Origin of the sequence: Corynebacterium silvaticum (genome assembly GCF_004382825.2) — a bacterium.
Lineage (GTDB): Bacteria > Actinomycetota > Actinomycetes > Mycobacteriales > Mycobacteriaceae > Corynebacterium > Corynebacterium silvaticum.
Window position 1 is genome coordinate 667144 of record NZ_SDQO02000001.1, and the last position, 25502, is coordinate 692645.

A 25502-nucleotide genomic window follows, 5' to 3' on the forward strand; every position below is an offset into this window, starting at 1 on the left:
ATCGTATAATGCTGCATACAAGGCACTGGTCCCCAAGGAGATAAGGTCTCTCGGAAGGGTCGGTGCCTTGTGCATATGGCGGCGTGAGACTCTGGACCGGGGTCACGGAAAGCGCCATTTTATGGAACTACCTATGTGTGCAAACTTGAGATTGAATTAATGATCGTTGGACGTTCCCGGTCACAAAAAGGTAACGTTGTTATGTCCCGTTCCATTCTTTGGAGCGCAGTCTTTGAGTGATTCGCCTTTTGTGCAGGTATACGCATTCTTTTTCTGAAGATGTTGTGGCGTGCATAGGTGGTTAGTCCAGGTTTTAGCTATAAGAGTTTAAAGGATACCTATGCCAATTACCCCCGATACCCCTGGTATTGACGATCCTGGAAATGGACGACGACTGGGTATTGACGTAGGCACTGTACGAATCGGCGTGGCCGCATCCGATCGGGATGCTCGATTGGCGATGCCAGTGGAAACTGTTCCTCGTAAAACAGGCCTGAGAGATCGAGACCAGGGCGACATAGATCGGCTACTAGAGATTATTCGTGAGTACGCCGTGGTGGAAGTCGTAGTGGGACTTCCTAGAGACCTCAAGGGAAATGGCTCTAAGAGTGTCAAGCACGCCAAGGACATAGCTTTTAGGATTTCTCGACGCCTCCAGGCTTCCGAATCTTCGATTCCCGTACGGTTAGCTGATGAACGGCTCACCACGGTCGTCGCCACGCAAGCGCTTCGTGCTTCCGGCATTTCCGAGAAAATAGGGCGAAAAGTAATTGACCAAGCCGCTGCGGTAGAAATTCTACAATCGTGGTTGGATGGGCGACACGCGTATAAAGAGCGGAATGATATGGCAGGCTCGACAGAAGACGGCTACACAGATGCTTCGGTCATTCCAGAGGCAGCTTTGAATCCAGAATCCCCGAACGAAAGGCGTTGATCGATGCGAATGGAAAGTAAGTATGTCAAGCGCCGTCAGCGTGGCCTAGCCGTTTTGGTAGCAGCGCTTGTTTTAATCATCGGTGCTGTTACTTATATTGGTGTGCATCTTTTTAACGGTGGATCAGATTACAAGGGCGCTGGTAACGGAAATTATGAGTTAGTGGAGATTCCTGAGGGCTCTTCTCTCTCTGAACTAGGTCCTGAGCTAGAAAAGCGCAAGGTCGTAGCAACAAATAACGCTTTCCAATCCGCAGCGTTTTCCCACCCCAACGCTAGCCGTATTGAGCCAGGATTTTATCGGCTGCAGCAGCATATGAGTGCGGCTGAGGCAGTGAAGGCTCTTCTCGACCCCGCTAACAAGGTCGAGGCCCTGGGGATCCCTGGTGGTGCCACATTGCTCGATGTCACAGTTGTGAAGGGGAATACCCGCAAGGGCATCTATTCGATGATCTCCGACGTAACGTGTACTCAGGGATCTACAAACTGCATTTCCCCAGAGGAACTCCAAAAAGTGGCTGGTACCGCAGATCCCTCGGAGTTGGGAGTCCCTGCGTGGGCGGTTGAAGCGGTGAAGGCTCGGGGTAATGACCCTAAGCGCCTGGAAGGACTTATTGTCCCAGGAACCTACATCGTGAACCCCACTAGCGATGCCAAGGGCATCTTGAACGATTTGATTACCCGTGGTGCTAAGTCGTTTGAAAGCACGGACTTAGAAGGCCGTGCTAATGCCATGGGTATTAAGCCATATGACCTGCTTACTGCAGCATCACTCGTAGAGCGAGAAGCACCTGCGGGAGACTTTGATAAGGTCGCCCGAGTGATCTTGAATCGTCTGGCTAAGCCGATGCGGCTGGAATTCGACTCCACCGTTAACTACGGGCTAAGCGAGCAAGAAGTTGCTACCACGGATGAAGACCGCGGAAAAAAGACTGCGTGGAACACATACGCTATGGAGGGTCTACCAGCGACTCCGATTGCTAGCCCCTCTAAAGAAGCCATCGATGCAATGGAAAACCCAGCAACTGGCGATTGGCTCTACTTTGTTACCACCCATCGCGATGGAACAACAGTATTTAGCAATAATTTCGACGATCACCAGCGAGCAACGCGTGATTCGATCCAAAATGGCGTTCTAGATAGTAACCGTTAAAAAACCGGGCGACAGCTTCTGGGATAGCACACAAGAAAACCTCCGACCATGTTTCAGGCGGCACTTTTATAGTGACCATGAGACAAGGGGCGGAGGCTCTTTCTATACTTAGCTACCATGACCACACTGTCTGCATCGTCTGCTCCTTCAGTAACAATCACACACCGCGCTGCGGTGCTGGGCAGCCCCATTGAGCATTCTTTATCTCCCACGCTGCATAACGCTGGTTACCAGGCGATGGGGTTAACTCATTGGGAGTACGGCCGAATCTTGTGCACAGAGGCGCAATTGTCCGAAATAGTGGGCAACGCAGACGCCACGTACCAAGGTTTTTCTGTGACTATGCCGGCAAAGTTTGCAGCGTTGGACTATGCCACAGAAGTCACCCCTAGGGCCGCCCGGATTGGTGCAGCGAACACTTTAGTTCGCAGCGATACTGGATGGCTTGCGGATAACACAGATGTAGATGGGGTGACAGGCGCCCTTAGCGAATTATTCGACGGCGACCTCGCCGCGCTTCAGGGGGCGCATGCGCTCGTCATTGGTGCAGGAGGAACGGCTAGGCCTGCTGTGTGGGCATTGATTCAATCTGGGATCAAACACATCACGATAGCTAACCGCAGTGAGCGTAGCGTGGAATTTTATCCCCTTATAGAAGAGACGGATGCATCCTTGTCCTTCGCCCGTCTTGATGGGGACATAAGCGAGATCGCTGCAAAGTCTGCGGTAACAATTTCTACGATCCCGGCTCAGGGGAGCAGCCAGCTAGCGTATCAGGCTGTTCACGCCCCGCTTCTCGACGTCATCTATTCCCCGTGGCCCACCCCATTAACCCAAGCGGCAAGCGCGCATGGCACCCCTGCAGTAGGTGGGCATGTCATGCTGGCACATCAGGCCTTTGGACAATTCAGACTCTTTACCGGACACGATGCTCCACGCGAGGCAATGAGATCTGCCTTATATCGGGCGCTGCACATAGCTCCTGAGGAATAAAACGGCGAGGGGGAACGTACAGACGTCGAAAAGCTAAGAACGCTAGTGTTAGCAGCATGGGGGAGCAACATAACGTAGTAATGCTGGAAGAATATGCTGATGCAGCGGTAGTGCTCGTTGTTGTGGCATGGGCAGGTGGTCTGTGCCTCTACGATTTACGGTATCGCACGCTACCGGACGTACTCACTATTCCCGTGGCTATAGGTGTGGTCGTTGGGGCCGTAGAGATTGGTCGCCCGAGCTGCTTATTGGGCGGAATGGTGTGGGCAGGGATGTATTTTTTATTAGGACTAAGCCTGCAAGGTGCCATAGGCGGCGGTGACATTAAATTAGCGCTTATCACCGGTACCGTTGCTGCCATGCATTCGCCGTTAGCCGTAGTATGCGCGATGGCAGTGGCTCAGCTGGTTAGCCTATGCGCAGGGGCCATTATGGTCTTTTATCAAAAGTCTCACAGCGTGCAGGCGTGGGGTAGGAACGTAAAGAGCCATGGTGTCAGAGATTCTGTTCAACAGCGCACCGTACGTATCCCGCATGGGCCGGCAATGCTCCTGGCCACGGCTTTCTCCTATGTGATTACCCCCTAAAGGTGTCTCATGGGATGGGATAGGCGTCATTTTTGGCGCCGAAAGAGGGCTAATGTCATACCTTCATGTCATAATGCGAACCATGCTTCGTTGGACTACTTCAGGAGAATCTCACGGCCAGGCACTCGTTGCCATGCTTGAGAATATGCCCGCTGGTGTCTCTCTCTCTAGAGAAGACATTTCTGCTCAACTCGCGCGGCGCCGGCTCGGACACGGGCGAGGCGCTCGGATGAAATTTGAAGCCGACGAGGTCACGATTCTTGGTGGGGTTCGGCATGGCAAGACCTTGGGGAGTCCGATCGCTATCATGATCGGCAACACCGAATGGCCTAAATGGACTGCCATTATGTCTGCCGACCCATTGGATCCTCATGACCAAGAAGCCGCTGATGCGATGAACTCTGGTCGTGGCGCTCGGCTAACGCGTCCTCGCCCAGGCCACGCTGATTTTTCTGGCATGATCAAGTATGGATTTGATGAGGCACGGCCAGTGCTTGAGCGATCATCTGCGCGAGAGACTGCTGCACGGGTAGCGGCAGGAACCGTAGCCCGAGCGTTTTTGCGTGAAGTATTCAATGTAGATGTGTTGTCTTATGTCGTGTCCATTGGGCGCTCGGAACCTTATGAGGGACCGCTGCCTTCTGTGGAAGACCTCGATAGAATCGATGCGTCGCCAGTGCGTGCAGCTGATGAATCATCAGAAGCCTCAATGGTGAGCGAGATCGAGCAAGCAAAGAAACAGGGGGATACGCTCGGCGGAATCGTGGAAGTAGTAGTTTCCGGTCTCCCCATCGGATTGGGCTCGCATATTTCTGGTGACAATCGTCTTGATGCACAACTGGCAGCTGCATTGATGAGTATCCAAGCCATTAAAGGGGTTGAAGTCGGCGATGGCTTTGAAGAGGCGCGCCGTAGAGGCTCGGAAGCCCACGATGAGATTGTGCGTACGGCCGACGGTATCCAGCGTCTGAGTAACCGAGCAGGCGGACTAGAAGGGGGTATGACCAACGGAGAAACCCTGCGTTTGCGTGCGGCGATGAAGCCGATATCAACAGTTCCCCGTGCCCTGAAAACTATAGACATGACGGATGGAAAACCTGCGACAGGAATACATCAACGCTCGGATGTCTGTGCTGTACCCGCAGCTGGCGTAGTCACAGAGTCGATGGTGGCGTTGGTCTTGGCTCGTGCTGCCTTGGAGAAGTTCGGCGGAGATTCAGTTGCAGAAACTAAACGGAATGTGAATTCTTATTTAGAGTATGTACAGAACCGACTGTGCTTTGATGTGGAAAGCTAAGAGGGGCAATGCCTGACCAGACTGAGATTCCTGATGGCCCTGCGATGAAAGACCTTGAGGAAGGCGCTGCGGAGCAATCTGTTCCCAGGACACGTCCCCTAGTGGTGCTCGTAGGGCCACCAGGTGCGGGAAAAACCACAGTGGGGAAGCGACTCGCCAATGCGCTACACACTACTTTTGTGGATACTGACGCATTGATAGAGCAGTCCACTGGGCAATCATGCGGTGTGATTTTTAGCCAGATGGGCGAGCCCGAATTTAGAAAACTCGAAGAGGAGAAAGTACGAGAAGCCCTCGGCACCTCCGGCGTAGTTAGTTTGGGTGGGGGTGCAGTCTTAAGCCCTCTCACGCGGAGTTTATTGCTTGGGCATACCGTGATATGGATAGACGTGAACCCGGAGGAAGGCGCTAAGCGAACAGGTGCAGATAACTCCAGGCCGATTCTTCAATCGCAGGATCCTATTGCGCATTATCGCGAGCTTGTTGAGTCTCGTCGTCCGCTGTACCGGGAAGTATCACGGCATCGCTCTAACACCACGGGGCGAGGCCCGCAACGAGTAGTCGCAGACATACTGGGTTATTTAGAGTCCATCAAAGAGCACTGATACAGAAGTATTCACGCTTTCCTTTTCACGCAGTACAAGACGGGAAAATATGCAAACGATTGAAGTCAATGGAGCAGCGCCGTACAAGGTAATGATAGGACACAGTCTTTTTGAAGACGTGGCCAAGCGCGTGAAAGAGGTGGGCGCGGCGCAGGCTGCCATTATCATCCAACCAGTGATGAACGATGCGGCTAAGGAGCTTGCGAAGGTCATTGAAACGCAGGGTCAACAAGTAACAATCATTACTGTTCCCGATGCTGAAGATGGAAAAACCCTAAACGTGGCTGGCGACTGCTGGGATACGTTGGGGAAGAAGACCTTTGGGCGTAAAGACGTCATCATTGGTCTTGGTGGTGGGGCCGTGACTGATCTTGCAGGTTTTGTCGCGGCATGCTGGATGCGTGGGATCGCAGTGATACACGTGCCGACCACACTCTTATCAATGGTGGACGCTGCTGTGGGTGGAAAAACCGGGATCAATACGGAGGCCGGAAAGAACCTTGTAGGTGCATTTCATGAGCCTTCTGGTGTTTTTATTGATCTAGACATGATCGCCACGCTGCCAGATCAGGAAAAAATCTCGGGATCAGCAGAGATCATTAAAACAGGTTTTATTGAGGACACTAAGATCCTTTCGCTCTATGAGGAGAACCCGGAAGCCTGTTTCAGCGTAGAAGGGGATCTGCCTGAGCTTATTGCTAGGTCCGTGGCCGTAAAAGCTCGCGTGGTTGCTTCAGATTTGAAGGAAGCTGGTTTGCGGGAGACCCTCAATTATGGGCACACCTTTGGTCATGCAGTAGAGCTCAAAGAAAATTTTGAATGGCGACACGGCAACGCTGTAGCTGTGGGCATGATGTTTGTGGCAGCGCTGGCTCGTAATCGAGGCCTGATCACAGATGAGCTATACCTGCGCCATAAAAATATCCTTAGCTCCGTGGGATTGCCTACCGCTTATCCAGAAGGGCATTTTGATGAGCTCTACCAAGCCATGCTGCGAGATAAGAAGAATCGAGATGGGCGTATCCGGTTTGTTGCCTTGACCGGTGCAGGGGAGACTACTCGCATAGAAGATGCAGAAAAAGCCGAACTGATTGCTGCATATGAGACTCTGAACGCAAGGGGTGCGTAGCCATGAATATTCTGGTTCTTAACGGCCCCAATCTTGACCGCTTGGGTAAACGGCAGCCGGAAGTGTATGGCCGGACCACGTTAGCCGACGTGGAAAAAACACTTGTGGAGCGGGCAGCCGCGTTGGGTGTGACAGTTACCGTTAGACAATCCAATCATGAGGGAGAACTCATAGAGTGGGTGCACGAGGCCGCTGATGCCGGCTGGCCCGTGATTATTAATCCTGGTGGGTTGACCCATACCTCAGTGGCGCTGCGTGATGCTCTCGCAGAAGTTCATGAGGGTGTAGGGTTTGTAGAGGTGCATATCTCCAACATCCATGCACGCGAGGAATTCCGCCATCACAGTTTCCTTTCTCCTATTGCGCGAGGAGTCATAGCTGGTTTAGGTGTGATGGGATATGAGCTAGCCCTTGAGTATTTGGTGTCGAATAGTCATTCTTGAACTACGCAAAACTGAGGCGTTACGGAGCATTTAAAAGCACGAATTTTCTAGAGATCAATTTCAGATGGAGAACAGAAATGGCTTTGCACGACACACGATTTGAGACGCGTCGTAGAGCACTGGCTGCTGAGCTGGCCAGTCAGCGTATCGATTCCATGTTGATTACTCATCTCACTCATGTGAGGTATTTGTCCGGATTCTCGGGTTCTAATGCCGCCCTCCTTATCAATAAGGATTTGTCTGCGCGTATATGCACAGATGGTCGTTATACCACGCAGGTAGGGGAGGAAGTCCCTGATATTGAGGCTCTGATCAAACGTAATTCGGCTCAAGAGTTGCTCGCTCAGGTTGATGGGCCACGCCGGATTGGCTTTGAGGCTGATTATGTTTCCTTTGCTCACAAAGAGACGCTGCAAAAGAATTGTGGCGACGACATCACGTTAGTTCCTGTTTCCGGTGTGATTGAAAATATACGATTGCGCAAGGATCCACACGAGCTTGATCGGCTTCGCGAAGTCGCAGATATTGCTAACTCGTCGTTTCAAGAGCTTATCGACGCCGGTGAGATCGCAGCGGGCCGTACAGAGATGGAGGTCGCAGCAGACCTTGAATATCGGATGAGGTGTAAGGGCTCAGAACGTCCCAGCTTTGACACAATCGTGGCTTCCGGTCCTAACTCCGCTAAGCCGCATCATGGAGCTGGCTCTCGGGTTATCCAGGCAGGGGACATCGTCACGATTGACTTTGGAGCGCATGCTTATGGCTATAACTCTGACACCACTCGCACCGTTATGGTGGGGCACGCGACGGATTTTGCGCAAGAGATTTACGGCATCGTGCTCGAAGCTCAATTGGCTGGTTGCGCTGCTGCTGTACCCGGCGTGGAGCTAGTAGACGTGGACCGCGCTTGCCGATCTGTGATTGAAAAAGCTGGCTATGGTGATTTTTTTGTTCATTCCACGGGCCATGGACTTGGCTTAGATGTGCACGAAGCGCCCTCCGCCGCACAGACCGGTACCGGCGTACTTGAAGAGAACATGACATTGACTATTGAGCCCGGCATTTATGTCCCAGGTCAAGGCGGAGTACGGATTGAAGATTCCCTCATTATTAAGCATGGTGGTGCTGAAAATCTGACCAAGCTTTCTAAAGATCTGTTGATTCTCCCGTAAAACGAAAATACGCAGTCGCGTGCTGGCCTACCTAAGGCGTCGGTGTCCCACTCATGGATATTAAGAGCACCCTTGTTATGATTACATCAGGTTTCATGGTGTACCCTTGGTAGGCTATTGACAGCACTAGGTTTTCCAACCACAGAAAGAAGTTCTAAGCGTGGCAACCACCGCTGATTTCAAGAACGGTCTTGTACTTAAGATCGATAATAAACTGCAGCAGATTATCGAATTCCAGCACGTCAAGCCAGGCAAAGGTCCTGCGTTTGTTCGTACCAAGCTGAAGGACGTTGTTTCAGGCAAGGTTACGGATAAAACCTTCAATGCCGGCGTGAAGGTAGAGACCGCTACGGTTGACCGCCGTGACATGACCTACCTTTACAATGACGGCAGCAACTACGTGGTTATGGATGAAAAGAACTACGAGCAGGTAGAACTCGCTCCTCATATCATGGGTGAGGCTGCACGCTTCCTCTTGGAGAATACTTCGGTTCAGGTCTCCTTCCATGAGGGTGAGCCACTGTTCGCAGAACTTCCTGTGTCCGTCGATCTTCGTGTTGAGCACACTGACCCAGGCCTGCAGGGAGACCGTTCTACCGGTGGAACCAAGCCTGCTACCTTGGAAACTGGTGCGGAGATTCAGGTGCCGTTGTTCATTGAGACCGGAAACGTAGTCAAAGTTGATACGCGTGATGGCTCTTACCTGTCTCGTGTTAATAACTAGTTGTGGGCATGAGCGAATCTGAAACGAAAAGTTCCGAGGCTGGGAAAGCTTCGGAGTCGTCACGAGTACGTGGGCGCAAGCGCCATGGTTCCCGGTATAAGGCTCGGCGTCGTGCAGCGGAGGTTCTTTATGAAGCCGAGGTACGAGACGTAGATCCAGTAGCGATCGTCGAGGATCGAATTTCTCTGTCCTATCACCAGGATCTTGGGGTCGCTCCGGTTGCTGCTTATACAAAGGAAATCGTAGCGGGTGCTGCCCAGGAACTTGATCGTATCGACGGACTTATCGCTGCGAACCTAGCTGAGAACTGGGAACTTGAGCGTATCTCTGCTGTTGATCGAGCTATCTTGCGTGTTGCGGTATGGGAGCTCATCTTTAATGAAGACGTCCCTGTTGCTACCGCAGTTGTTGAGGGAGTGGAACTAGTAAGCCAATACTCAACTGACGTGGCACCTGCTTATGTCAACGCTTTGCTCGATAGTATCGCGCAGAATATTGAAAAGCATCGTGCTGAGCCCACTGAAGCACCCGCGGAAGAACCGTTGGAGCAAGAAGATTCAGCGGACGACACCACGGAAGTTGCGGTAGAGGATTCCTCGGTAAAAACAACTGACGAGGAGCGTATCGTTTCTGAATCAATTCCGGAGTAGCGTACATAAAGCACACCGGAAAGTGCCGTCAAAGACCAGGGCCGTTCCCATCGTGGAGAGGGAAAACGGCCCTGGTCTTATTTTTTTTTAAGGCGCTGTTTCTGTGAGTGAGTTCGTGGCCGAGTCAAAGGCGTCGAAAAGCTTAAAAATTGTATTGATCGACGTCTCTAGGGCTGCGCCTAACTGCTTATCTGTCAATCCGGCTGCGCATGGGTTCTCTACCTCCGCCCGAAGAAGTGGCGGAGTTGTTCTGTCCACAATGGTTACCGAGCCCAATACTGTTGAATTATTAACGCTATTGGCAGCGATGCATAAGCCGGAGATTTCACCGGATGGACAACCCCGGTCGGAGCGTATGACGAGGGTCGAGAGCAGCGCCATGAAAACAAATTCTGCGCCGTTAAGATTTGCCATTGCGATTCCTCGTTGTGGATCAATAACGCGCAACGTGATCCCAAACGTGGACATCGCAGCAGTCACTCGATCCAGATTTATAGCTAGCGGCTTAGGCATCAGGATTCTCCCAACTGACGAGGTGTGGGAAAGCAACATCAAAGTGATTCCATAAACCCACGAAAGCATCGATGGTGGACACCAAGAAAGCGCCTACCTGGTTGAAACTAGCGCCCTCAGAAACTCGCAACACTCGGTGGGAAATGACCTGTAGGTTGCGCTCGGGTGTCTCATGAAATTTTACTGTGGGCAGCAGTGTAGTGAGATTCCACTCATTAACGTGTGCCAATAGTTGGGGAGCTTGATCAGCCGGGACAAACGCACGCCATTGGCTCCGTGCCAGAAGATAACCATCGGACATAGCGAGGCTGATGGAATTATTGATAAAACCAGTGTGCAGCATGTCCTCATCCCGCACATAGTGGAGGTCTTCTTGAGTAAGGATGGTCTCTAGTACGTCAAGGCTGAGTGAGCCGACGTCGAGTCGGTCGTGCTCTGTTGTCGAGGTGTCATAAGAAGTATTCATGCTGTTACTTTGCGGTGGTATCGGGGTCATTGGCCAGAGGTTCCCCACCTAATTCATGTGCTAGGCAGGCATCAACGTGCAGGTAGCGGAATGTGTGATCGAGCTGGAGCATCCGGAAAGGGGAGACTCGCTGATTAGCAAAAGCCACTTCTTCCGCTCCCTGGGCGCCCAGAATTAGTTTGGGACCGATCGATGGAATAGGAAACTTGGACGGCCGTTTGAGCTGAGTCCCCAGGGCCTTGGCAAAATCCTGGTTACGGATAGGGTTAGGTGCAACAGCGTTGATAGGGCCAGACATGGAGGGGTCGACTAGCGCTCTCACATAAAGATCACACAGGTCATCTATGGAGATCCATGAAACCCATGGGGCACCACCTTCAAATGAACCCCCTAAGCCCACAGAGAAAAGAGTTTTCAGCACGGGAAGTACTCCGCCGCGTCCGCTTAGCGTTGCGCCTGTGCGTAGATAGACTGCTCGTTTACCAGCTGCTGCAACTGCTGCGCTGGCAAGCTCCCAATCCTGCACAACGTCCGCAAGGAAACCAGATCCTGCTGATGAACTCTCATCCAGTACTTCATCCTCGCGTTGGACTCCATAAAAACCTATGGAGGACGCTTGTATAAGTGTGTGGCAGGTAGGACTCTCAGCGACTAATGCGGCAAGATGCTGAGATGGCTCGATGCGGGAATCCCGAATCGCTTTTTTGCGGGAATCCGTGAATCGTCCGGCTATTGACTCACCTGCGAGGTGTATCAGTGCATCCACGCCCTCAAGGAGATTGCTGTTGGGACTCAGCGGATCCCATAGACGTTCGCCGTCAGATGGGTGCGAGCGAACAAGCGGAATTACTGTGTGCCCCAAGGACGTTAGCTGAGCACGGAGTGCTTTACCTACCAAGCCGCGAGAACCGGTCATGGCTACGGTTAAAGAAGTCGTGGCACCTGAATTGCGCTGTTGTATTTCCGCAAATCTTTGACCAGCTACAATATCATGAATCAGCTGTTGTTGGCGGTACGCGAAGGAAGGTGCGAGCGTAGATTTAGGTGCGCGGGTATAAACCGTATCCGTAATCGCTGTGCCATGTGCGTGGTCAGAAAACTCGTGTACGTGCCGCCAGTTAGCTAAAGCCTTAATCGGGGATGTTACGCATACATCAGTGAATCGGTACCCTTTGACATACCCGGACAAATCATGACGGGCCTCCCATCGAAGTCCTGCAGGAAGCGAAAAAACGGTTGTTCCTGCCGCTAAGTCGGGGGTCTCCTGCGTGGGCGTCATGGGGAAAAAGGGAGGAGTAAGCCGCACAATAGCGCCTGGTCGGGTGTGCCACATCCAGACGTCATTGCGGGAAGCTGGTACCACGTGGGTGGTGCTAAAGCTCATGTGACTCCTTAAAACATGGCATGGGGGGCTACAGCTCTATTGTTAGGTCAGCATCGTGGGGCATATCTGACTGAGTGTATCCGCTAAACGGTCACTGTGGGGATCGGCTGGCGCGGCGTTTGGAAAACGTGTTTATGCGTTGGATGACGGTGCATCCAGATGTTCACAACTTTCCCAGACTCCGCATCCTAGAGTAGCGCTTAATATTATTTTGTTGGGAAACCTATTGTGCGTGTGATTCCGGACGTGGATAGAAAACAGGTGAGAAGCCGGTGAGAAGTCTATGCCAAGAAAAATCTGTGAACTCGACTTTTCTGAACGTTGTTTAACCTAAGGGGGTATCCCCAACATCGGGATATAGTCAAATGTGCGCCCTTTGTGTCGAATTGGGAAACTAAGTGCTACTATCACTTGCAGTCACGGTTTTTACGCTGTGTTTTCACCGTTCATAATAGGTTGTTCATTGGTTTCCTCAGGAACTTGATGGGCGAGTCATAATGGCTTGTGAGCTTACATATATATGTTCGACATCCTTTAACAGACCGCACAGAGAGGCGGGAAAGGAGGTCACGATGAGCGAAAACTCGCAAGGGATTATCGAGCTGCTTGGCAGCGACGATGTCTCTCGAACCGTCGCACGCATCGCGCACCAGATCATTGAAAAAACGGCCCTTGATTCTGAGGGCTCTTTACCGGTAATACTGCTGGGCATTCCGTCCGGAGGTGTTCCTTTAGCGCACCACTTGGCTGCGAAAATTTCTGAATTCGCCGGTGTAGCTGTTCCCGTGGGATCTTTGGACATTACGTTGTACCGAGATGACCTGCGGACAAAACCCCATCGTGCGTTACAACCAACTCTGATTCCTCAAGGTGGAATCGACGGTACGCACATCATTATCGTTGATGATGTTCTCTATTCCGGCCGCACCATCCGTGCCGCGTTAGATGCTCTCCGCGACATCGGGCGCCCCGAGACCATCCAATTAGCTGTTCTTGTTGATCGTGGACACCGTCAGCTGCCTATCCGTGCTGATTATGTAGGTAAAAACCTTCCGACTTCTCGTGAAGAAGACGTGAAAGTCCTAGTCGAAGCAATTGATGGCCGAGACGCTGTCATCCTGACTCGTGAAGCATCGGAGGCCTAGCCATGAAGCACCTTCTGTCTATCTCAGATCTCAGCAAGGACGAGATTCTCGGAATCATGGATGAGGCTGATCGTTTCCGCGAGGCACTTACTGGCCGAGAGATTAAAAAGCTTCCTACCCTCCGCGGTCGGACTATCTTCACGTTGTTCTATGAGAACTCCACGAGAACTCGTTCTTCTTTTGAAACCGCTGGAAAATGGATGAGCGCTGATGTGATTAACATTTCCGCTAGTTCTTCTTCCGTGAAAAAAGGGGAGTCGCTCAAAGACACCGGCCTGACCTTGTCAGCTATCGGCGCCGATGCCATCATCATCCGGCACCCTTCGTCTGGCGCGGCTCAGCAATTAGCGCAGTGGGTTGCGCCGGAGGGACAAGGCCCCAGCGTTATTAATGCTGGCGACGGTTCCCACCAGCACCCCACGCAGGCGCTTCTCGACGCCATCACGATCCGGCAGCGACTCGGAAACATCGAAGGTCGCAAAATCGTCATTGTGGGAGACTGCCTTCACTCTCGCGTTGTTCGTTCTAACGTAGACCTGCTCACCTGCTTGGGTGCAGAAGTGGTGCTTGTCGCGCCTCCGACGTTGCTGCCCTTGGGCATCGAGCAATGGCCCGTTCGTTGCTCATACACTATGGACACCGAGATTAAAGACGCAGATGTGGTGATGATGCTCCGCGTGCAGCAGGAGCGTATGCATGGCGGATTTTTCCCATCGCACCGCGAATACGCAGCGTTGTATGGCATGTCTAAGGAACGCGAGTCACGGCTGCAGGATCACGCAATTGTTATGCACCCTGGGCCAATGTTGCGAGGCATGGAAATTAACTACGCCGTGGCTGACGCGCCCCGCACAGCGGTGCTTCAGCAAGTAAATAACGGTGTACACACTCGCATGGCAGTTCTGTTTACCCTCATCGCCGGCACAAATACCCCCGGTTTCTAAAAAGGAGTTTGGCTCGAAGTGACTACCCCTAACGACTACCCAGAGACTGGACAACTTGCTCCCGCCCCAGAGCGGACTCTTCTGCTCACCAACGTTCGACCTTATGGTGAGGACGAACCGACCAGCGTATTCATCTCTCAAGGCACGATCACAGCCATGGGATATGACGCAGATAAGTACTCTGCAGACGACGTCGTAGATGGAGAAGGCAACATTCTCCTTCCAGGTCTCGTGGATATGCATGTTCATCTACGTGAGCCAGGGCGCGAAGATACGGAAACAATTGCAACTGGTTCCGCAGCAGCAGCTAAAGGCGGTTTTACAGCAGTTTTTACTATGGCCAATACTCTTCCAGTGTTGGACCAGCCGATTATCGCCGAATCCGTATGGGCTAAGTCGCAGCAGATCGGCCTATGCGACGTCCATCCTGTTGGCTCAATCACCAAAGGACTCCAAGGCAAAGAGCTCACTGAGTTTGGCATGATGGCCAATTCAGACGCCAAGGTTCGCATGTTCTCGGATGACGGAAAATGCGTTGATAACCCGCTTATCATGCGTAGGGCCGTGGAATACGCCAAGGGAATGGATGTTCTCCTAGCGCAACACTGCGAGGATCCTCGTCTGACCGATGGCGCTGTGGCTCATGAAGGAAAGATCGCCGCTGAGCTTGGACTCGGTGGCTGGCCGCGCGTTGCAGAGGAATCTATTGTTGCCCGCGACGCTATCTTGGCCCGTGATTACGGCGGCAGAACGCATATCTGCCATGCCTCTACTGAAGGCACCGTGGAGCTGCTTAAATGGGCAAAAGCGCAGGATATCCCGCTGACTGCAGAAGTAACCCCGCACCATCTTTTGCTTACCGACGAGCGCCTGCACACCTATGACGGCGTTAACCGAGTCAATCCGCCGCTGCGGGAAGCCCGGGACACACTGGCGCTGCGAGATGCGCTTTTGAATGGTTTTATCGACTGTGTTGCCACAGATCATGCACCGCACGGATCTGAGGATAAATGTTGCGAATTTGAGCATGCGAAGCCAGGAATGTTAGGGCTTGAAACATCGCTGCCGATCATTGCGCAGATTTTTGTGGATAGCGGCCTGGCTGACTGGAGATTCGTCGCAAAGGTCATGAGTGAGCGTCCTGCGGAGATCCTGCGTCTTCCTGGACATGGGCGCCCCATCGCAGTGGGAGAACCAGCAAACTTGACTGTGGTTAACCCCCATAGCCCTTGGACTGCGCATGGTTGCGATATGGCCTCCAAAGCAGAAAACACCCCCTTTGAAGGGATGGAGTTTACAGCCAAGGTAACCACCACGATCCTGCGCGGTCGGCTGACCTGCATTGATGGTCAACCGGCGAGCCCGCGATCCGCCTAGATACTTTAGTGTTCTCTGATTTGTTACCTCAGGTGCTGCAAAACACGTAAACCTGAGGTAAGCGGGTCCACAGCATGCTCCCCAAAATTTTTCAAGGGAAAACATGACCACAACTTATTCACCCCAGCGCGATTATCGCGGTGCGGATATAAATACAGCTAAGAAAGGCGACACAGTGACGTCGACGTTCCAGAATCGATCCGAAGCCGTCCTTGTTCTTGCAGACGGACGCATCTTCCGAGGTCAATCCTTTGGTGCTTTAGGAACCACGCTTGGCGAAGCCGTATTTACTACTGCGATGACTGGTTATCAAGAGACTATGACAGACCCTTCCTATCATCGCCAGATCGTTGTATCCGCGGCACCTCATATTGGTAACACCGGATGGAATGATGAAGACAGCGAGTCTTATGGGGAAAAGATATGGATCGCTGGTCTAGTAATCCGCGATCTTTCTCACCGCGTTTCCAACTGGAGGGCTTCTCGTAGTCTTGAAGAAGAAATGCAGGCTCAAAATATTGTCGGAATCTCTAGCCTAGACACCAGGACTATCGTCCGCCATCTCCGCAATTTTGGCTCGATCTCGGCAGGAATTTTCTCAGGGGAGGACGCTGCTCGGAGTCCTGAAGAACTCGTAGACATTGTTAAAGGGCAGCCGAGCATGGCTGGTGCCGATCTTGCCGGTGAAGTATCAACCGATGCGCCGTATGTGGTCGAGGCAGAGGGGGAGACCACGTTTACGGTGCTCGCCTATGACATGGGCATTAAAACAAATACTCCTCGAAACTTTGCGGCGCGGGGCATACGGACAATCGTGGTTCCAGCCAACACCCCATATCAGGAGATTGTGGGATATAACCCTGACGGTGTGTTTATTTCCAACGGCCCTGGTGATCCTGCCACCGCAGACGTTATGGTCGGGATCGTCCAAGAAGTTCTTGAACACAAAATCCCGCTATTCGGCATTTGTTTTGGCAATCAGATCCTTGGGCGTGCCTTAGGCATGAAGACTTACAAGATGAAATTCGGGCACCGAGGGATTAACGTTCCCGTCCTCAACCACCTCACGGGGAAAATCGACATCACAGCGCAAAACCATGGTTTCGCGCTAGAGGGCAAAGCCGGAGAAACATTTGAAACTCCGTTTGGGGACGCACACGTAACGCATACGTGCCTTAATGACGACACGGTAGAAGGCGTTGCCTTGGTCAACGGACTTGCTTATTCCGTTCAGTATCACCCCGAAGCAGCAGCTGGTCCTCACGATGCAAACCCGCTGTTCGATCAGTTTGTTGAACTGATGTCCACTCACAACTCCGCTGTTACTGCGAACTAAAACCAGGAAGGTTTTTAAAATATGCCTAAGCGTACTGACATTAAACACGTCCTGGTTATCGGATCCGGCCCTATCGTTATCGGTCAAGCCTGCGAATTCGACTATTCGGGTACTCAAGCATGCCGGGTGCTTAAAGAAGAGGGCCTTCGTGTGACCTTGATCAACTCCAATCCGGCAACCATCATGACGGATCCGGAGTTTGCAGACCACACATATGTTGAGCCTATTCAGCCGGAATACATTGAAAAGATCTTTGAAAAAGAGATAGCTGAAGGTCACCCGGTCGACGCAGTGCTTGCTACCCTAGGCGGTCAAACAGCGCTGAATGCAGCCATCCAGCTTGATCGCCGTGGATCCCTGAAAAAGTATGATGTGGAGCTCATCGGCGCTGATATTGATGCAATCGAACGCGGCGAAGACCGACAGAAATTCAAAGATATCGTTACCAAGGTCGGCGGAGAATCCGCTCGTTCCCGCGTGTGCCACAATATGGATGAAGTCTATGAGACCGTCGAGGAGCTCGGTCTTCCAGTGGTGGTACGACCTTCCTTTACTATGGGCGGACTTGGCTCTGGCCTGGCGTTTAACCAAGAAGACTTGGATCGCATCGCTGGTGGTGGCTTAGCGGCCTCACCGGAGGCGAATGTCTTGATCGAGGAATCGATTCTGGGATGGAAAGAATACGAACTTGAATTGATGCGCGATGGCGCGGACAACGTGGTTATTGTCTGCTCCATTGAAAACGTCGATGCATTGGGCGTTCACACAGGAGACTCCGTAACGGTCGCGCCTGCGCTTACTCTTACAGACCGCGAGTATCAGAAGATGCGTGATCAAGGTATCGCGATCATTCGGGAAGTCGGCGTAGATACAGGCGGCTGCAACATCCAATTCGCAGTGAACCCGGCAGACGGTCGATTGATCACTATTGAGATGAATCCACGTGTGTCTCGCTCCTCGGCTTTGGCTTCAAAGGCCACGGGTTTTCCGATCGCAAAGATCGCAGCGAAACTCGCTATTGGCTACACGTTGGATGAAATCACTAACGACATCACGGGAGTCACTCCTGCAGCTTTTGAACCGACGCTGGACTACGTAGTAGTGAAGGCACCCCGTTTTTCCTTTGAAAAGTTTGTGGGGTCTGATGACACCCTGACTACCACGATGAAATCAGTCGGCGAGGCCATGGCGCTGGGACGCAACTACATTGCGTCGTTAGGCAAAGTCATGCGTTCTTTGGAGAACAAGCAAGCAGGTTTCTGGACCACCAGCGATGAGGCTTTCGCGAGGGAGCGAGCACAAGACGTTGCTGCAGTGCTGGAAGATCTGAAGCGTCCTACGCAAGGACGAATTTATGACGCAGAACTTGCGCTTCGCCTGGGCGCTAGCATCGAGCAAATGCATGAAGCCTCAGGGCTTGACCCATGGTTCCTCGCAGAGCTGCAAGCGCTTGTGGATTTCCGTGAGGAGCTAGTTGCTGCACCAGTTCTCGATGAGCCTTTGCTACGTCGTGCGAAGTTCCTAGGACTGTCCGATAAACAAATTGCTGCTTTGCGTCCGGAGTTTGCGGGGGAGGACGGCGTGCGTCGTCTGCGCTGGTCTCTAGGCGTACGTCCTGTTTTCAAAACAGTAGATACGTGTGCTGCGGAGTTTGAAGCCACCACCCCGTACCATTACTCTTCCTATGAACTAGATCCGAATGCTGAGTCTGAGGTTCGCCCGCAGGTAGAAAAAGAGAAAATGATTATCCTGGGTTCGGGTCCGAACCGGATTGGTCAGGGCATTGAGTTTGACTACTCCTGTGTTCATGCCGCACTTGAACTTTCGCGCGTGGGCTATGAAACAGTGATGATTAACTGCAACCCTGAGACTGTCTCTACTGACTATGACACCGCTGATCGTCTTTACTTTGAGCCGTTGACCTTTGAAGATGTCATGGAGGTTTATCACGCAGAGTCACAATCCGGCACGGTGGCAGGAGTTATCGTCCAGCTAGGCGGGCAAACTCCACTGGGGCTTGCAGAGAAACTGAGAGATGCCGGACTTCCTGTTATCGGCACCAGCCCAGAGGCAATTGACCTGGCTGAGGATCGTGGCGAGTTTGGAAATGTCCTTAAAGCCGCACAGCTGCCAGCGCCGGAATTTGGCACGGCTACCTCGTTTGAGGACGCCAAGGAGGTCGCCTCCCGGATCGGTTACCCAGTGCTTGTGCGTCCTTCCTATGTCCTAGGCGGCAGAGGAATGGAAATCGTATATGACGAAAAAGCGCTGCATAGTTATATTGATCGCGCTACGGAGATCACGAGCGACCATCCGGTTCTTGTGGATAGATTCCTGGATAACGCCATTGAGATCGATGTTGACGCGCTGTGCGACGGCGAACATGTCTACCTCGCTGGCGTGATGGAGCACATCGAGGAAGCCGGAATCCACTCGGGTGATTCGGCTTGCGCGCTTCCCCCTATGACCCTGGGGGCAGAAGACATTGAGACCGTAAGGCGCTCTACTGAGGCGCTTGCGCATGGTATTGGCGTGCGAGGACTAATGAACGTCCAATACGCACTCAAGGACGACATTCTGTATGTCATTGAGGCCAACCCTCGGGCATCGCGTACGGTCCCGTTTGTTTCAAAAGCCACAGGAGTGCCACTCGCTAAGGCGGCTGCTCGCATTATGGCTGGTGCGACAATTCCTGAGCTGCAAAAAGAAGGCATGATTCCCACGGACTTCGACGGAGGCTCTTTGCCGGAGCATTCTCCTATCGCGGTCAAGGAGGCTGTCCTGCCGTTTAACCGTTTCCGCCGGACAGACGGAAGCATGCTTGACACCCTGCTGAGCCCAGAGATGAAATCCACTGGCGAGGTCATGGGTCTCGCAGATAACTTTGGTGCGGCCTACGCTAAGGCAGAACAAGCTGCATTTGGGGCGCTACCTACCTCTGGCACCGTCTTTGTCTCGGTAGCTAACAGGGATAAAAGGACGCTCATCTTCCCGATTCAGCGTTTGGCGTCGTTAGGCTTTAAAGTGCTGGCCACATCCGGTACTGCGGGGATGCTACGACGTAATGGCATTGAGTGCGAGGTTGTCCTCAAACAGACGCAGGCGAGGGAAGCCGCAGAGCAGGGTGATCTAGGTGGGCGTCGTTCGATCGTCGACATCATCAATGCGGGTGAAGTTGATCTCATCTTAAACACGCCTGCCGGCTCGTCTGGTGCACGCCATGATGGCTACCAAATCCGTGCCGCGGCGGTCTCTGTGGGCGTTCCGCTGGTAACCACAGTTCAAGGTGTTACGGCTGCTGTGCAGGGCATCGAGGCGTTGCAGCAAGGCGAGCTCAGCGTGCGTCCGCTGCAAGAACTAGACCATTCATTGAGCGGAAAGTAAGACACAGTGGAACAACCACAGATAACTTTCGGTGAGCGGCTTCGGCACGCTGGAGCCGCTCACGGCAGGCTTTGTGTGGGCATTGACCCACATGCAGCTTTGATGGAGCAATGGGGACTTACTCCGGATGTCCGGGGCTTAGCAGCTTTCACGGAGATCTGCGTGGAGGCTTTTGCCGGAAATACTGCGCTGGTAAAACCACAGGTTGCCTTCTATGAATCCTATGGTTCCTCGGGATTCGCCATTCTGGAAGACGCGATCGCACACTTGCGTGACGCTGGCACGTTAGTGCTTGCCGACGCCAAGCGTGGAGACATTGGATCCACAATGGCGGGTTATGCCACCGCATGGTTAGACGATGCGTCACCGCTGTGCTGCGATGCGGTGACGGTGTCTCCCCATCTGGGCTATGGTTCGCTGAAACCTGTATTGGACATCGCAGAGCAGAAGAACCGAGGGGTCTTTGTCCTAGCTGCGACGTCTAATCCAGAGGCACGTGCATTACAAGACCAGCAGGATGGCCAGGGGAGAACGATATCCCAGCAGATCGTGGATTCAGTAGCTCAGACTAACTCTAGGCATGCTGAATCCGGTAACGCCGGAAATATCGGAGTAGTCGTGGGCGCAACCCTGGCGGAGCCTCCGCAGCTGTCTCAGCTTGCAGGGCCTGTTCTGCTCCCTGGAGTGGGCGCACAGGGTGCGACAGCGGAGGATATATCGCGGATTACTGAGGGAATAAGGGATCTTGCTTTCCCAAATATCTCTCGTGCGATTCTTGCGCAGGGCCCGTCGGTGGAGGCTCTTAAAGAAGCGGTAGATCTCGCCGTATTAGATTTTAGAGATTAATGTTTTCCCAGCTAGTGGGAGTTTGATAGATCGCAGTTTGCCGTTTGGTGAACTGCGGTTTTTCAACTTTTTAGGTTGATTACCTAGACTTTTGCGATCTGATGCTAGACTAAACCGGAAATCAACGCGGTGCCGCGGGTTTTAGTATGTTTCATCGCAGCGCGGTGGATGGCTAAAGCTCATTGGATGCGGCGCTAGGATTGAAGTTTTCAGTGTGGTGCTTTCAAAGAAACTGAGCAAAATTTTTTGAGAGTGTTTGTGCAGTGGAGACTTCAAGAAATGTGTATCGTTGATTGCCGGCGCATATAGCGTCACAAATCCCCAATAATAAATTTCGAATCGGAGGAACCCCGTGGCCCTTCCCAAGTTGACCGACGAGCAGCGTAAGGAAGCCCTCGCTAAGGCTGCTGAGGCCCGCAAGGCACGTGCAGAGCTGAAAGAACAGCTCAAGCGCGGTGACATCACGCTCAAAGAGGTACTGAACAAGGCATCTTCTGACGAGATTATCGGCAAGACCAAGGTTTCCGCTCTCCTCGAGTCTCTTCCTAAGGTAGGCAAAGTTAAGGCCAAGGAAATCATGGAGGAGCTGGAGATTGCTCAGACACGCCGTCTGCGCGGTCTTGGCGATCGTCAGCGTCGCGCTCTGCTTGAGCGCTTTGGCTTCTCCGAGGATTAATCAATGACAGGCGATAACCCAAAAGGTCGGCTAGTCGTTTTAGCTGGACCATCTGCTGTGGGGAAGTCCACGGTGGTTCATCGCCTTCGCGAGGAAGTACCGAACCTTTACTTCAGTGTTTCGATGACCACGAGGGCACCGCGTCCAGGTGAAGTTGATGGTGTGGATTACTTCTTCGTGACTCCCGAGGAGTTTCAGTATCGTATCGACGGTGGGGACATGCTCGAATGGGCAGAGATCCATGGTGGGTTGCAGAGGTCTGGAACTCCCGCGGGGCCTGTGGAAGACGCGTTATCAGCCGGCCGTCCTGTGCTGGTTGAGGTCGATCTTGTTGGTGCTCGTAACGTCGCGGCGTTGAAGCCCGACGCAGAGACCGTTTTCCTAGCTCCGCCATCGTGGGAAGTCCTTGTAGATCGTCTTACTGGGCGGGGAACGGAGCCCGAAGACGTGATCAAGAGGCGGCTGGAGACTGCTCGTCAGGAGCTGGCATCCCAGGATGAGTTTAAGCACGTTGTAACCAACGATAAGGTTAATGAGACGGTCGCTGAGATTCGGGATATCCTGCTCGGGTGTTGCTAATCTCCCGTTTTGGGTGTGCAGCAGGAACCGTGGCAACGCCGCAGAATGAAACCTTGAGGTTTTATGCGGCCTAGTACAGCACAACTACTAAGCTTTTTAAGAAAAGGTGTCAGTGAGCAACGTGACCAACGTTACTGAGAACAACGATGGCGTTTATGATGCGCCAACCGGCATTACCGCTCCGCCGATCGACGATCTACTGAAGCGAGTATCGTCGAAGTACGCATTGGTGATTTTCGCGGCAAAGCGGGCTCGCCAGATCAATAGCTACTACCAGCAGGCGGACGAAGGCGTCTTTGAATTCGTTGGTCCTCTGGTCACGCCTGAGGCTCAGGAAAAGCCGCTGTCTATCGCACTCCGAGAGATCGAGCAGGGACTGCTTGATCACGAGGAAGGCTAATAACCACCGCGGTGTAACCGCTCTGGTTTGCTCTTACTTGGACCCCTTTATCTCCGGTTTCGGTGTAAAGGGGTCTTCTTCAATGAGAAAGGTCGGGTGCTTTCCGTGTCTAAACCTCGGAAGGTTGTAGTAGGTATCGCTGGGGGAGTCGCGGCGTATAAGGCTTGTCATGTGGTGCGAGCTTTCAAAGAGCTTGGCGATGATGTGCGAGTGGTCCCCACCGCAAATGCATTAAAATTCATCGGCGCTGCGACTCTGGAAGCGTTGTCCGGCAACCCTGTTACCGCCAGCGTTTATGATCGCGTGGATGAAGTGCAGCATGTGAACGTCGGCAATCAGGCGGATCTTATCGTCATAGCGCCTGCTACTGCGGATCTTCTCGCGCGGATGGTGGCAGGCCGTGCCGACGATCTCCTCACGGCCACGCTGTTGGTTGCTACATGCCCTGTGGTTGTAGCACCAGCTATGCACACGGAAATGTGGCTGCATCCGGCGACTCAAGAAAATGTTCGCACCCTTCGACGCCGTGGAGTTAAGGTTCTTGATCCGGCTCATGGTCGCCTTACCGGGGCCGACTCGGGCCCTGGTCGGTTGCCCGATCCCCAGCAGATTGTCGATTTAGCATTAGCTGTGTATGAAGGTGCTGATCTGCCTCGGGACTTAGAAAACCGCAAAGTGGTGATCTCGGCCGGTGGAACGCAAGAACGGATAGATCCGGTGCGCTGTATTACCAATAGCTCTTCGGGTCGCCAGGGATTTGCATGCGCGGAAATTGCTGCACAGCGAGGGGCTGATGTTGTCGTAGTTGCAGGCTGTACGGATGAATTGCCTGTTCCGTTGGGGTCGCGCGTGATTCGCGTGGCTTCTGCGCGGGAGATGCATGAGGCGTGCATGGCTGAAGCTACGGATGCGGATATCGTGGTGATGTCTGCGGCTGTTGCGGATTATAGGCCAGCGTCTGCGGCGCCTTTGAAATTAAAGAAGGGCTCAGCGGATGCTGCATTGTCTCGCATAGAACTGGTGGAGAATCCCGATATTCTTAAATCTCTCGTGGAAGCACGACATGATAGTCGGATCAAGGAATCGGCGGTTATTGTGGGGTTTGCCGCAGAAACCGGGGATTCCTCACATAGTGCACTCGATTTCGCCCGAGAAAAAATCCTGCGTAAAGGCTGCGACCTTTTGATGTGCAATGAAGTCGGGGAGGGTTTGGTCTTTGGGGAGACACGTAACCGAGGCTTTTTGTTGCATCCTTCTGGTAAACATCAGGAAATTCCCGATGGTTCTAAACTGCGCGTGGCCTCTAGCATCTTGGATGCCGCAGTGAAAAACCTTGATCAACAACGTGCAGTGGACTAGACCGGCCAGGTAGCGAAAGTAAGGTTCGTCTCATTCTTCGAGCTTGTCTTATTAGACAGCTTGGTCTATATTATGTGTTGTATATAGGAGACTAGGAATCGTCTTGCGAGCGCACACCAGTTGTTATGGCGTAATGCCTTCAGCACTCTTAGGTAAGGACAAAACTTAGTGACTCAGCACTCTCAGGCGAAGCTTCGCCTGTTTACCAGCGAATCGGTGACCGAAGGCCACCCAGACAAAATCTGTGATGCTGTCTCAGACACGATTTTGGATGCGTTGCTAACCGTCGATCCTCACGCACGTGTTGCGGTCGAGACTGTGACTACAACCGGTTTGGTCCATGTGGTTGGCGAGGTTCGGACATTGGGATATGTGGAGATTCCCAAGCTAGTCCGTGACAAACTGATCGAGATTGGATTCAATTCTTCCGAGGTCGGTTTCGACGGCCGCACCTGCGGAGTTAGCGTTTCTATCGGCGAACAGTCCCAAGAAATTGGTGCAGGCGTAGACCAGTCGCATGAGGTGCGTTCCGGTTCTCAAACGGATGAGGACGATCAGGCGGGTGCTGGCGATCAGGGGCTGATGTTTGGTTATGCAACCAATGAAACCACCACGCTGATGCCGCTGCCTATTGATCTGGCACATCGGTTGTCGCGTCGTTTAACGCAGGTTCGTAAAGAAGGCATTGTGCCAAACCTTCGTCCTGACGGAAAAACACAGGTTACCTTTGCTTATGATGAGGTCGGGAAACCGGTGCACCTGGACACCGTTGTGGTATCTACGCAGCACGATCCACAGGTCACCCAAGAATGGTTGCATGAGCAGATTCGCGAAAACGTTGTGGATTGGGTTCTCCGTGACGCCGGGATTGCTGGGAACCTAGCTGATAATGAGTACACGCTGCTGGTTAACCCTTCAGGTTCCTTTATTGTTGGTGGACCCATGGGCGATGCTGGTTTGACTGGCCGCAAAATCATCGTGGACACGTATGGTGGAATGGCTCGGCATGGTGGCGGAGCTTTCTCCGGAAAAGATCCGAGTAAAGTTGACCGTTCTGGCGCTTATGCCATGCGATGGGTCGCTAAAAACATAGTGGCGGCCGGGCTTGCCGATCGCGCAGAAGTCCAAGTTGCTTATGCGATTGGTCGAGCTAAGCCAGTGGGACTCTATGTGGAGACCTTTGGCACCGCGCACGCTGAGCTTACCGACGAAAAAATCCAGCAGGCCGTGCTAGAGGTTTTCGACCTGAGACCAGCTGCAATTATCCGTGATTTAGACCTACTACGCCCGATCTATGCTGATACCGCAGCATATGGGCACTTTGGTCGGGATGACCTTGATCTGCCGTGGGAAAAGACTGACCGGGTGGACGCTTTGCGCTCAGCTGTGGGCTTCTAGACCTCTCAT

Annotated in this window: 25 protein-coding genes; 22 read left to right on the forward strand and 3 right to left on the reverse strand. The window is 52.8% G+C overall.

Annotated elements, in window-relative coordinates:
* The first annotated feature begins 340 nt into the window (after positions 1 to 340).
* The 11 genes from ruvX (at position 341) to nusB (ending at position 9686) form a co-directional block, all read left to right on the forward strand.
* Entirely contained in the window at positions 341 to 934 is a 594-nt protein-coding gene (gene ruvX / locus ET810_RS03110; protein WP_134315919.1) for a Holliday junction resolvase RuvX, read from the forward strand.
* 3 nt (positions 935 to 937) lie between these two features.
* On the forward strand, positions 938 to 2086 hold the full coding sequence (gene mltG, locus ET810_RS03115; RefSeq protein WP_087454058.1) for an endolytic transglycosylase MltG: 1149 nt from the start codon (positions 938 to 940) through the stop codon (positions 2084 to 2086).
* Positions 2087 to 2203: 117 nt separating this feature from the next.
* Positions 2204 to 3079 (forward strand): shikimate dehydrogenase, encoded by an 876-nt coding sequence (locus ET810_RS03120; RefSeq protein ID WP_134315918.1) that lies wholly within the window; start codon positions 2204 to 2206, stop codon positions 3077 to 3079.
* A gap of 56 nt (positions 3080 to 3135) precedes the next feature.
* Entirely contained in the window at positions 3136 to 3666 is a 531-nt protein-coding gene (locus ET810_RS03125) for an A24 family peptidase (RefSeq protein ID WP_134315917.1), read from the forward strand.
* Between the two features lie 82 nt (positions 3667 to 3748).
* The gene (gene aroC, locus ET810_RS03130; RefSeq protein ID WP_180709359.1) at positions 3749 to 4963 is read left to right on the forward strand and encodes a chorismate synthase; all 1215 of its coding nucleotides are present in this window, start codon (positions 3749 to 3751) and stop codon (positions 4961 to 4963) included.
* Positions 4964 to 4971: 8 nt separating this feature from the next.
* Positions 4972 to 5568: a shikimate kinase gene (locus ET810_RS03135; protein ID WP_087454054.1), complete on the forward strand. Its 597-nt coding sequence runs from the start codon at positions 4972 to 4974 to the stop codon at positions 5566 to 5568.
* A 49-nt stretch (positions 5569 to 5617) separates the two neighbouring features.
* On the forward strand, positions 5618 to 6697 hold the full coding sequence (gene aroB / locus ET810_RS03140; RefSeq protein WP_087454053.1) for a 3-dehydroquinate synthase: 1080 nt from the start codon (positions 5618 to 5620) through the stop codon (positions 6695 to 6697).
* A 2-nt stretch (positions 6698 to 6699) separates the two neighbouring features.
* Complete coding sequence (aroQ, locus tag ET810_RS03145) at positions 6700 to 7140, forward strand: type II 3-dehydroquinate dehydratase (RefSeq protein ID WP_087454052.1); 441 nt, start codon at positions 6700 to 6702, stop codon at positions 7138 to 7140.
* A gap of 77 nt (positions 7141 to 7217) precedes the next feature.
* The gene (locus ET810_RS03150; protein ID WP_134315916.1) at positions 7218 to 8312 is read left to right on the forward strand and encodes a M24 family metallopeptidase; all 1095 of its coding nucleotides are present in this window, start codon (positions 7218 to 7220) and stop codon (positions 8310 to 8312) included.
* Positions 8313 to 8472: 160 nt separating this feature from the next.
* Positions 8473 to 9036, forward strand: a complete 564-nt coding sequence (gene efp, locus ET810_RS03155) for an elongation factor P (RefSeq protein WP_087454050.1) — start codon at positions 8473 to 8475, stop codon at positions 9034 to 9036.
* 8 nt (positions 9037 to 9044) lie between these two features.
* A complete protein-coding gene (gene nusB / locus ET810_RS03160) occupies positions 9045 to 9686 on the forward strand; it encodes a transcription antitermination factor NusB (protein WP_087454893.1) in 642 nt (213 codons plus the stop codon).
* An 87-nt stretch (positions 9687 to 9773) separates the two neighbouring features.
* On the opposite strand, the gene ET810_RS03165 is transcribed toward nusB, so the two are convergent.
* The 3 genes from ET810_RS03165 to ET810_RS03175 are packed head-to-tail and all read right to left on the reverse strand — an operon-like array spanning position 9774 to position 12049.
* Positions 9774 to 10199 (reverse strand): YbjN domain-containing protein, encoded by a 426-nt coding sequence (locus ET810_RS03165; RefSeq protein WP_134315915.1) that lies wholly within the window; start codon positions 10197 to 10199, stop codon positions 9774 to 9776.
* The gene (locus ET810_RS03170; protein WP_087454048.1) at positions 10192 to 10665 is read right to left on the reverse strand and encodes a YbjN domain-containing protein; all 474 of its coding nucleotides are present in this window, start codon (positions 10663 to 10665) and stop codon (positions 10192 to 10194) included. Before ET810_RS03170 ends, ET810_RS03165 begins: the two co-directional genes overlap by 8 nt.
* 4 nt (positions 10666 to 10669) lie before the next feature.
* Positions 10670 to 12049 carry a TIGR01777 family oxidoreductase gene (locus ET810_RS03175; RefSeq protein ID WP_087454047.1) on the reverse strand — a complete coding sequence of 460 codons (1380 nt, stop codon included), beginning with the start codon at positions 12047 to 12049 and terminating at the stop codon, positions 10670 to 10672.
* A gap of 572 nt (positions 12050 to 12621) precedes the next feature.
* Here ET810_RS03175 and pyrR point away from each other — a divergent pair.
* From pyrR to metK, 11 genes are all read left to right on the forward strand, one after another.
* Positions 12622 to 13194 (forward strand): bifunctional pyr operon transcriptional regulator/uracil phosphoribosyltransferase PyrR, encoded by a 573-nt coding sequence (gene pyrR / locus ET810_RS03180; protein WP_087454046.1) that lies wholly within the window; start codon positions 12622 to 12624, stop codon positions 13192 to 13194.
* A 2-nt stretch (positions 13195 to 13196) separates the two neighbouring features.
* Positions 13197 to 14138 (forward strand): aspartate carbamoyltransferase catalytic subunit, encoded by a 942-nt coding sequence (locus ET810_RS03185; protein WP_087454045.1) that lies wholly within the window; start codon positions 13197 to 13199, stop codon positions 14136 to 14138.
* Between the two features lie 18 nt (positions 14139 to 14156).
* Entirely contained in the window at positions 14157 to 15515 is a 1359-nt protein-coding gene (locus ET810_RS03190) for a dihydroorotase (protein ID WP_134315914.1), read from the forward strand.
* 103 nt (positions 15516 to 15618) lie between these two features.
* The gene (gene carA, locus ET810_RS03195) at positions 15619 to 16851 is read left to right on the forward strand and encodes a glutamine-hydrolyzing carbamoyl-phosphate synthase small subunit (RefSeq protein WP_087454043.1); all 1233 of its coding nucleotides are present in this window, start codon (positions 15619 to 15621) and stop codon (positions 16849 to 16851) included.
* Between the two features lie 21 nt (positions 16852 to 16872).
* Positions 16873 to 20235, forward strand: coding sequence for a carbamoyl-phosphate synthase large subunit (carB, locus tag ET810_RS03200; protein ID WP_134317661.1), 3363 nt, complete (start codon positions 16873 to 16875; stop codon positions 20233 to 20235).
* Between the two features lie 21 nt (positions 20236 to 20256).
* On the forward strand, positions 20257 to 21081 hold the full coding sequence (gene pyrF / locus ET810_RS03205; protein WP_171487371.1) for an orotidine-5'-phosphate decarboxylase: 825 nt from the start codon (positions 20257 to 20259) through the stop codon (positions 21079 to 21081).
* Positions 21082 to 21433: 352 nt separating this feature from the next.
* The gene (mihF, locus tag ET810_RS03210; RefSeq protein ID WP_013911603.1) at positions 21434 to 21757 is read left to right on the forward strand and encodes an integration host factor, actinobacterial type; all 324 of its coding nucleotides are present in this window, start codon (positions 21434 to 21436) and stop codon (positions 21755 to 21757) included.
* A 3-nt stretch (positions 21758 to 21760) separates the two neighbouring features.
* The gene (gene gmk, locus ET810_RS03215) at positions 21761 to 22336 is read left to right on the forward strand and encodes a guanylate kinase (protein WP_087454040.1); all 576 of its coding nucleotides are present in this window, start codon (positions 21761 to 21763) and stop codon (positions 22334 to 22336) included.
* Positions 22337 to 22457: 121 nt separating this feature from the next.
* The gene (gene rpoZ, locus ET810_RS03220; RefSeq protein WP_013911601.1) at positions 22458 to 22736 is read left to right on the forward strand and encodes a DNA-directed RNA polymerase subunit omega; all 279 of its coding nucleotides are present in this window, start codon (positions 22458 to 22460) and stop codon (positions 22734 to 22736) included.
* Between the two features lie 105 nt (positions 22737 to 22841).
* Positions 22842 to 24095: a bifunctional phosphopantothenoylcysteine decarboxylase/phosphopantothenate--cysteine ligase CoaBC gene (gene coaBC / locus ET810_RS03225; protein ID WP_087454892.1), complete on the forward strand. Its 1254-nt coding sequence runs from the start codon at positions 22842 to 22844 to the stop codon at positions 24093 to 24095.
* Between the two features lie 168 nt (positions 24096 to 24263).
* Entirely contained in the window at positions 24264 to 25493 is a 1230-nt protein-coding gene (metK, locus tag ET810_RS03230; protein WP_087454039.1) for a methionine adenosyltransferase, read from the forward strand.
* Positions 25494 to 25502: the final 9 nt, after the last annotated feature.

Excerpts from the sequence above, each read along its gene's own strand:
- ruvX (WP_134315919.1), top strand. The coding sequence starts at position 341 with ATGCCAATTACCCCCGATACCCCTGGTATTGACGATCCTGGAAATGGA.
- mltG (WP_087454058.1), top strand. The coding sequence starts at position 938 with ATGCGAATGGAAAGTAAGTATGTCAAGCGCCGTCAGCGTGGCCTAGCC.
- ET810_RS03120 (WP_134315918.1), top strand. The coding sequence starts at position 2,204 with ATGACCACACTGTCTGCATCGTCTGCTCCTTCAGTAACAATCACACAC.
- ET810_RS03125 (WP_134315917.1), top strand. The coding sequence starts at position 3,136 with ATGGGGGAGCAACATAACGTAGTAATGCTGGAAGAATATGCTGATGCA.
- aroC (WP_180709359.1), top strand. The coding sequence starts at position 3,749 with ATGCTTCGTTGGACTACTTCAGGAGAATCTCACGGCCAGGCACTCGTT.
- ET810_RS03135 (WP_087454054.1), top strand. The coding sequence starts at position 4,972 with ATGCCTGACCAGACTGAGATTCCTGATGGCCCTGCGATGAAAGACCTT.
- aroB (WP_087454053.1), top strand. The coding sequence starts at position 5,618 with ATGCAAACGATTGAAGTCAATGGAGCAGCGCCGTACAAGGTAATGATA.
- aroQ (WP_087454052.1), top strand. The coding sequence starts at position 6,700 with ATGAATATTCTGGTTCTTAACGGCCCCAATCTTGACCGCTTGGGTAAA.
- ET810_RS03150 (WP_134315916.1), top strand. The coding sequence starts at position 7,218 with ATGGCTTTGCACGACACACGATTTGAGACGCGTCGTAGAGCACTGGCT.
- nusB (WP_087454893.1), top strand. The coding sequence starts at position 9,045 with ATGAGCGAATCTGAAACGAAAAGTTCCGAGGCTGGGAAAGCTTCGGAG.
- ET810_RS03165 (WP_134315915.1), bottom strand. The coding sequence starts at position 10,199 with ATGCCTAAGCCGCTAGCTATAAATCTGGATCGAGTGACTGCTGCGATG.
- ET810_RS03170 (WP_087454048.1), bottom strand. The coding sequence starts at position 10,665 with ATGAATACTTCTTATGACACCTCGACAACAGAGCACGACCGACTCGAC.
- ET810_RS03175 (WP_087454047.1), bottom strand. The coding sequence starts at position 12,049 with ATGAGCTTTAGCACCACCCACGTGGTACCAGCTTCCCGCAATGACGTC.
- pyrR (WP_087454046.1), top strand. The coding sequence starts at position 12,622 with ATGAGCGAAAACTCGCAAGGGATTATCGAGCTGCTTGGCAGCGACGAT.
- ET810_RS03185 (WP_087454045.1), top strand. The coding sequence starts at position 13,197 with ATGAAGCACCTTCTGTCTATCTCAGATCTCAGCAAGGACGAGATTCTC.
- carA (WP_087454043.1), top strand. The coding sequence starts at position 15,619 with ATGACCACAACTTATTCACCCCAGCGCGATTATCGCGGTGCGGATATA.
- carB (WP_134317661.1), top strand. The coding sequence starts at position 16,873 with ATGCCTAAGCGTACTGACATTAAACACGTCCTGGTTATCGGATCCGGC.
- gmk (WP_087454040.1), top strand. The coding sequence starts at position 21,761 with ATGACAGGCGATAACCCAAAAGGTCGGCTAGTCGTTTTAGCTGGACCA.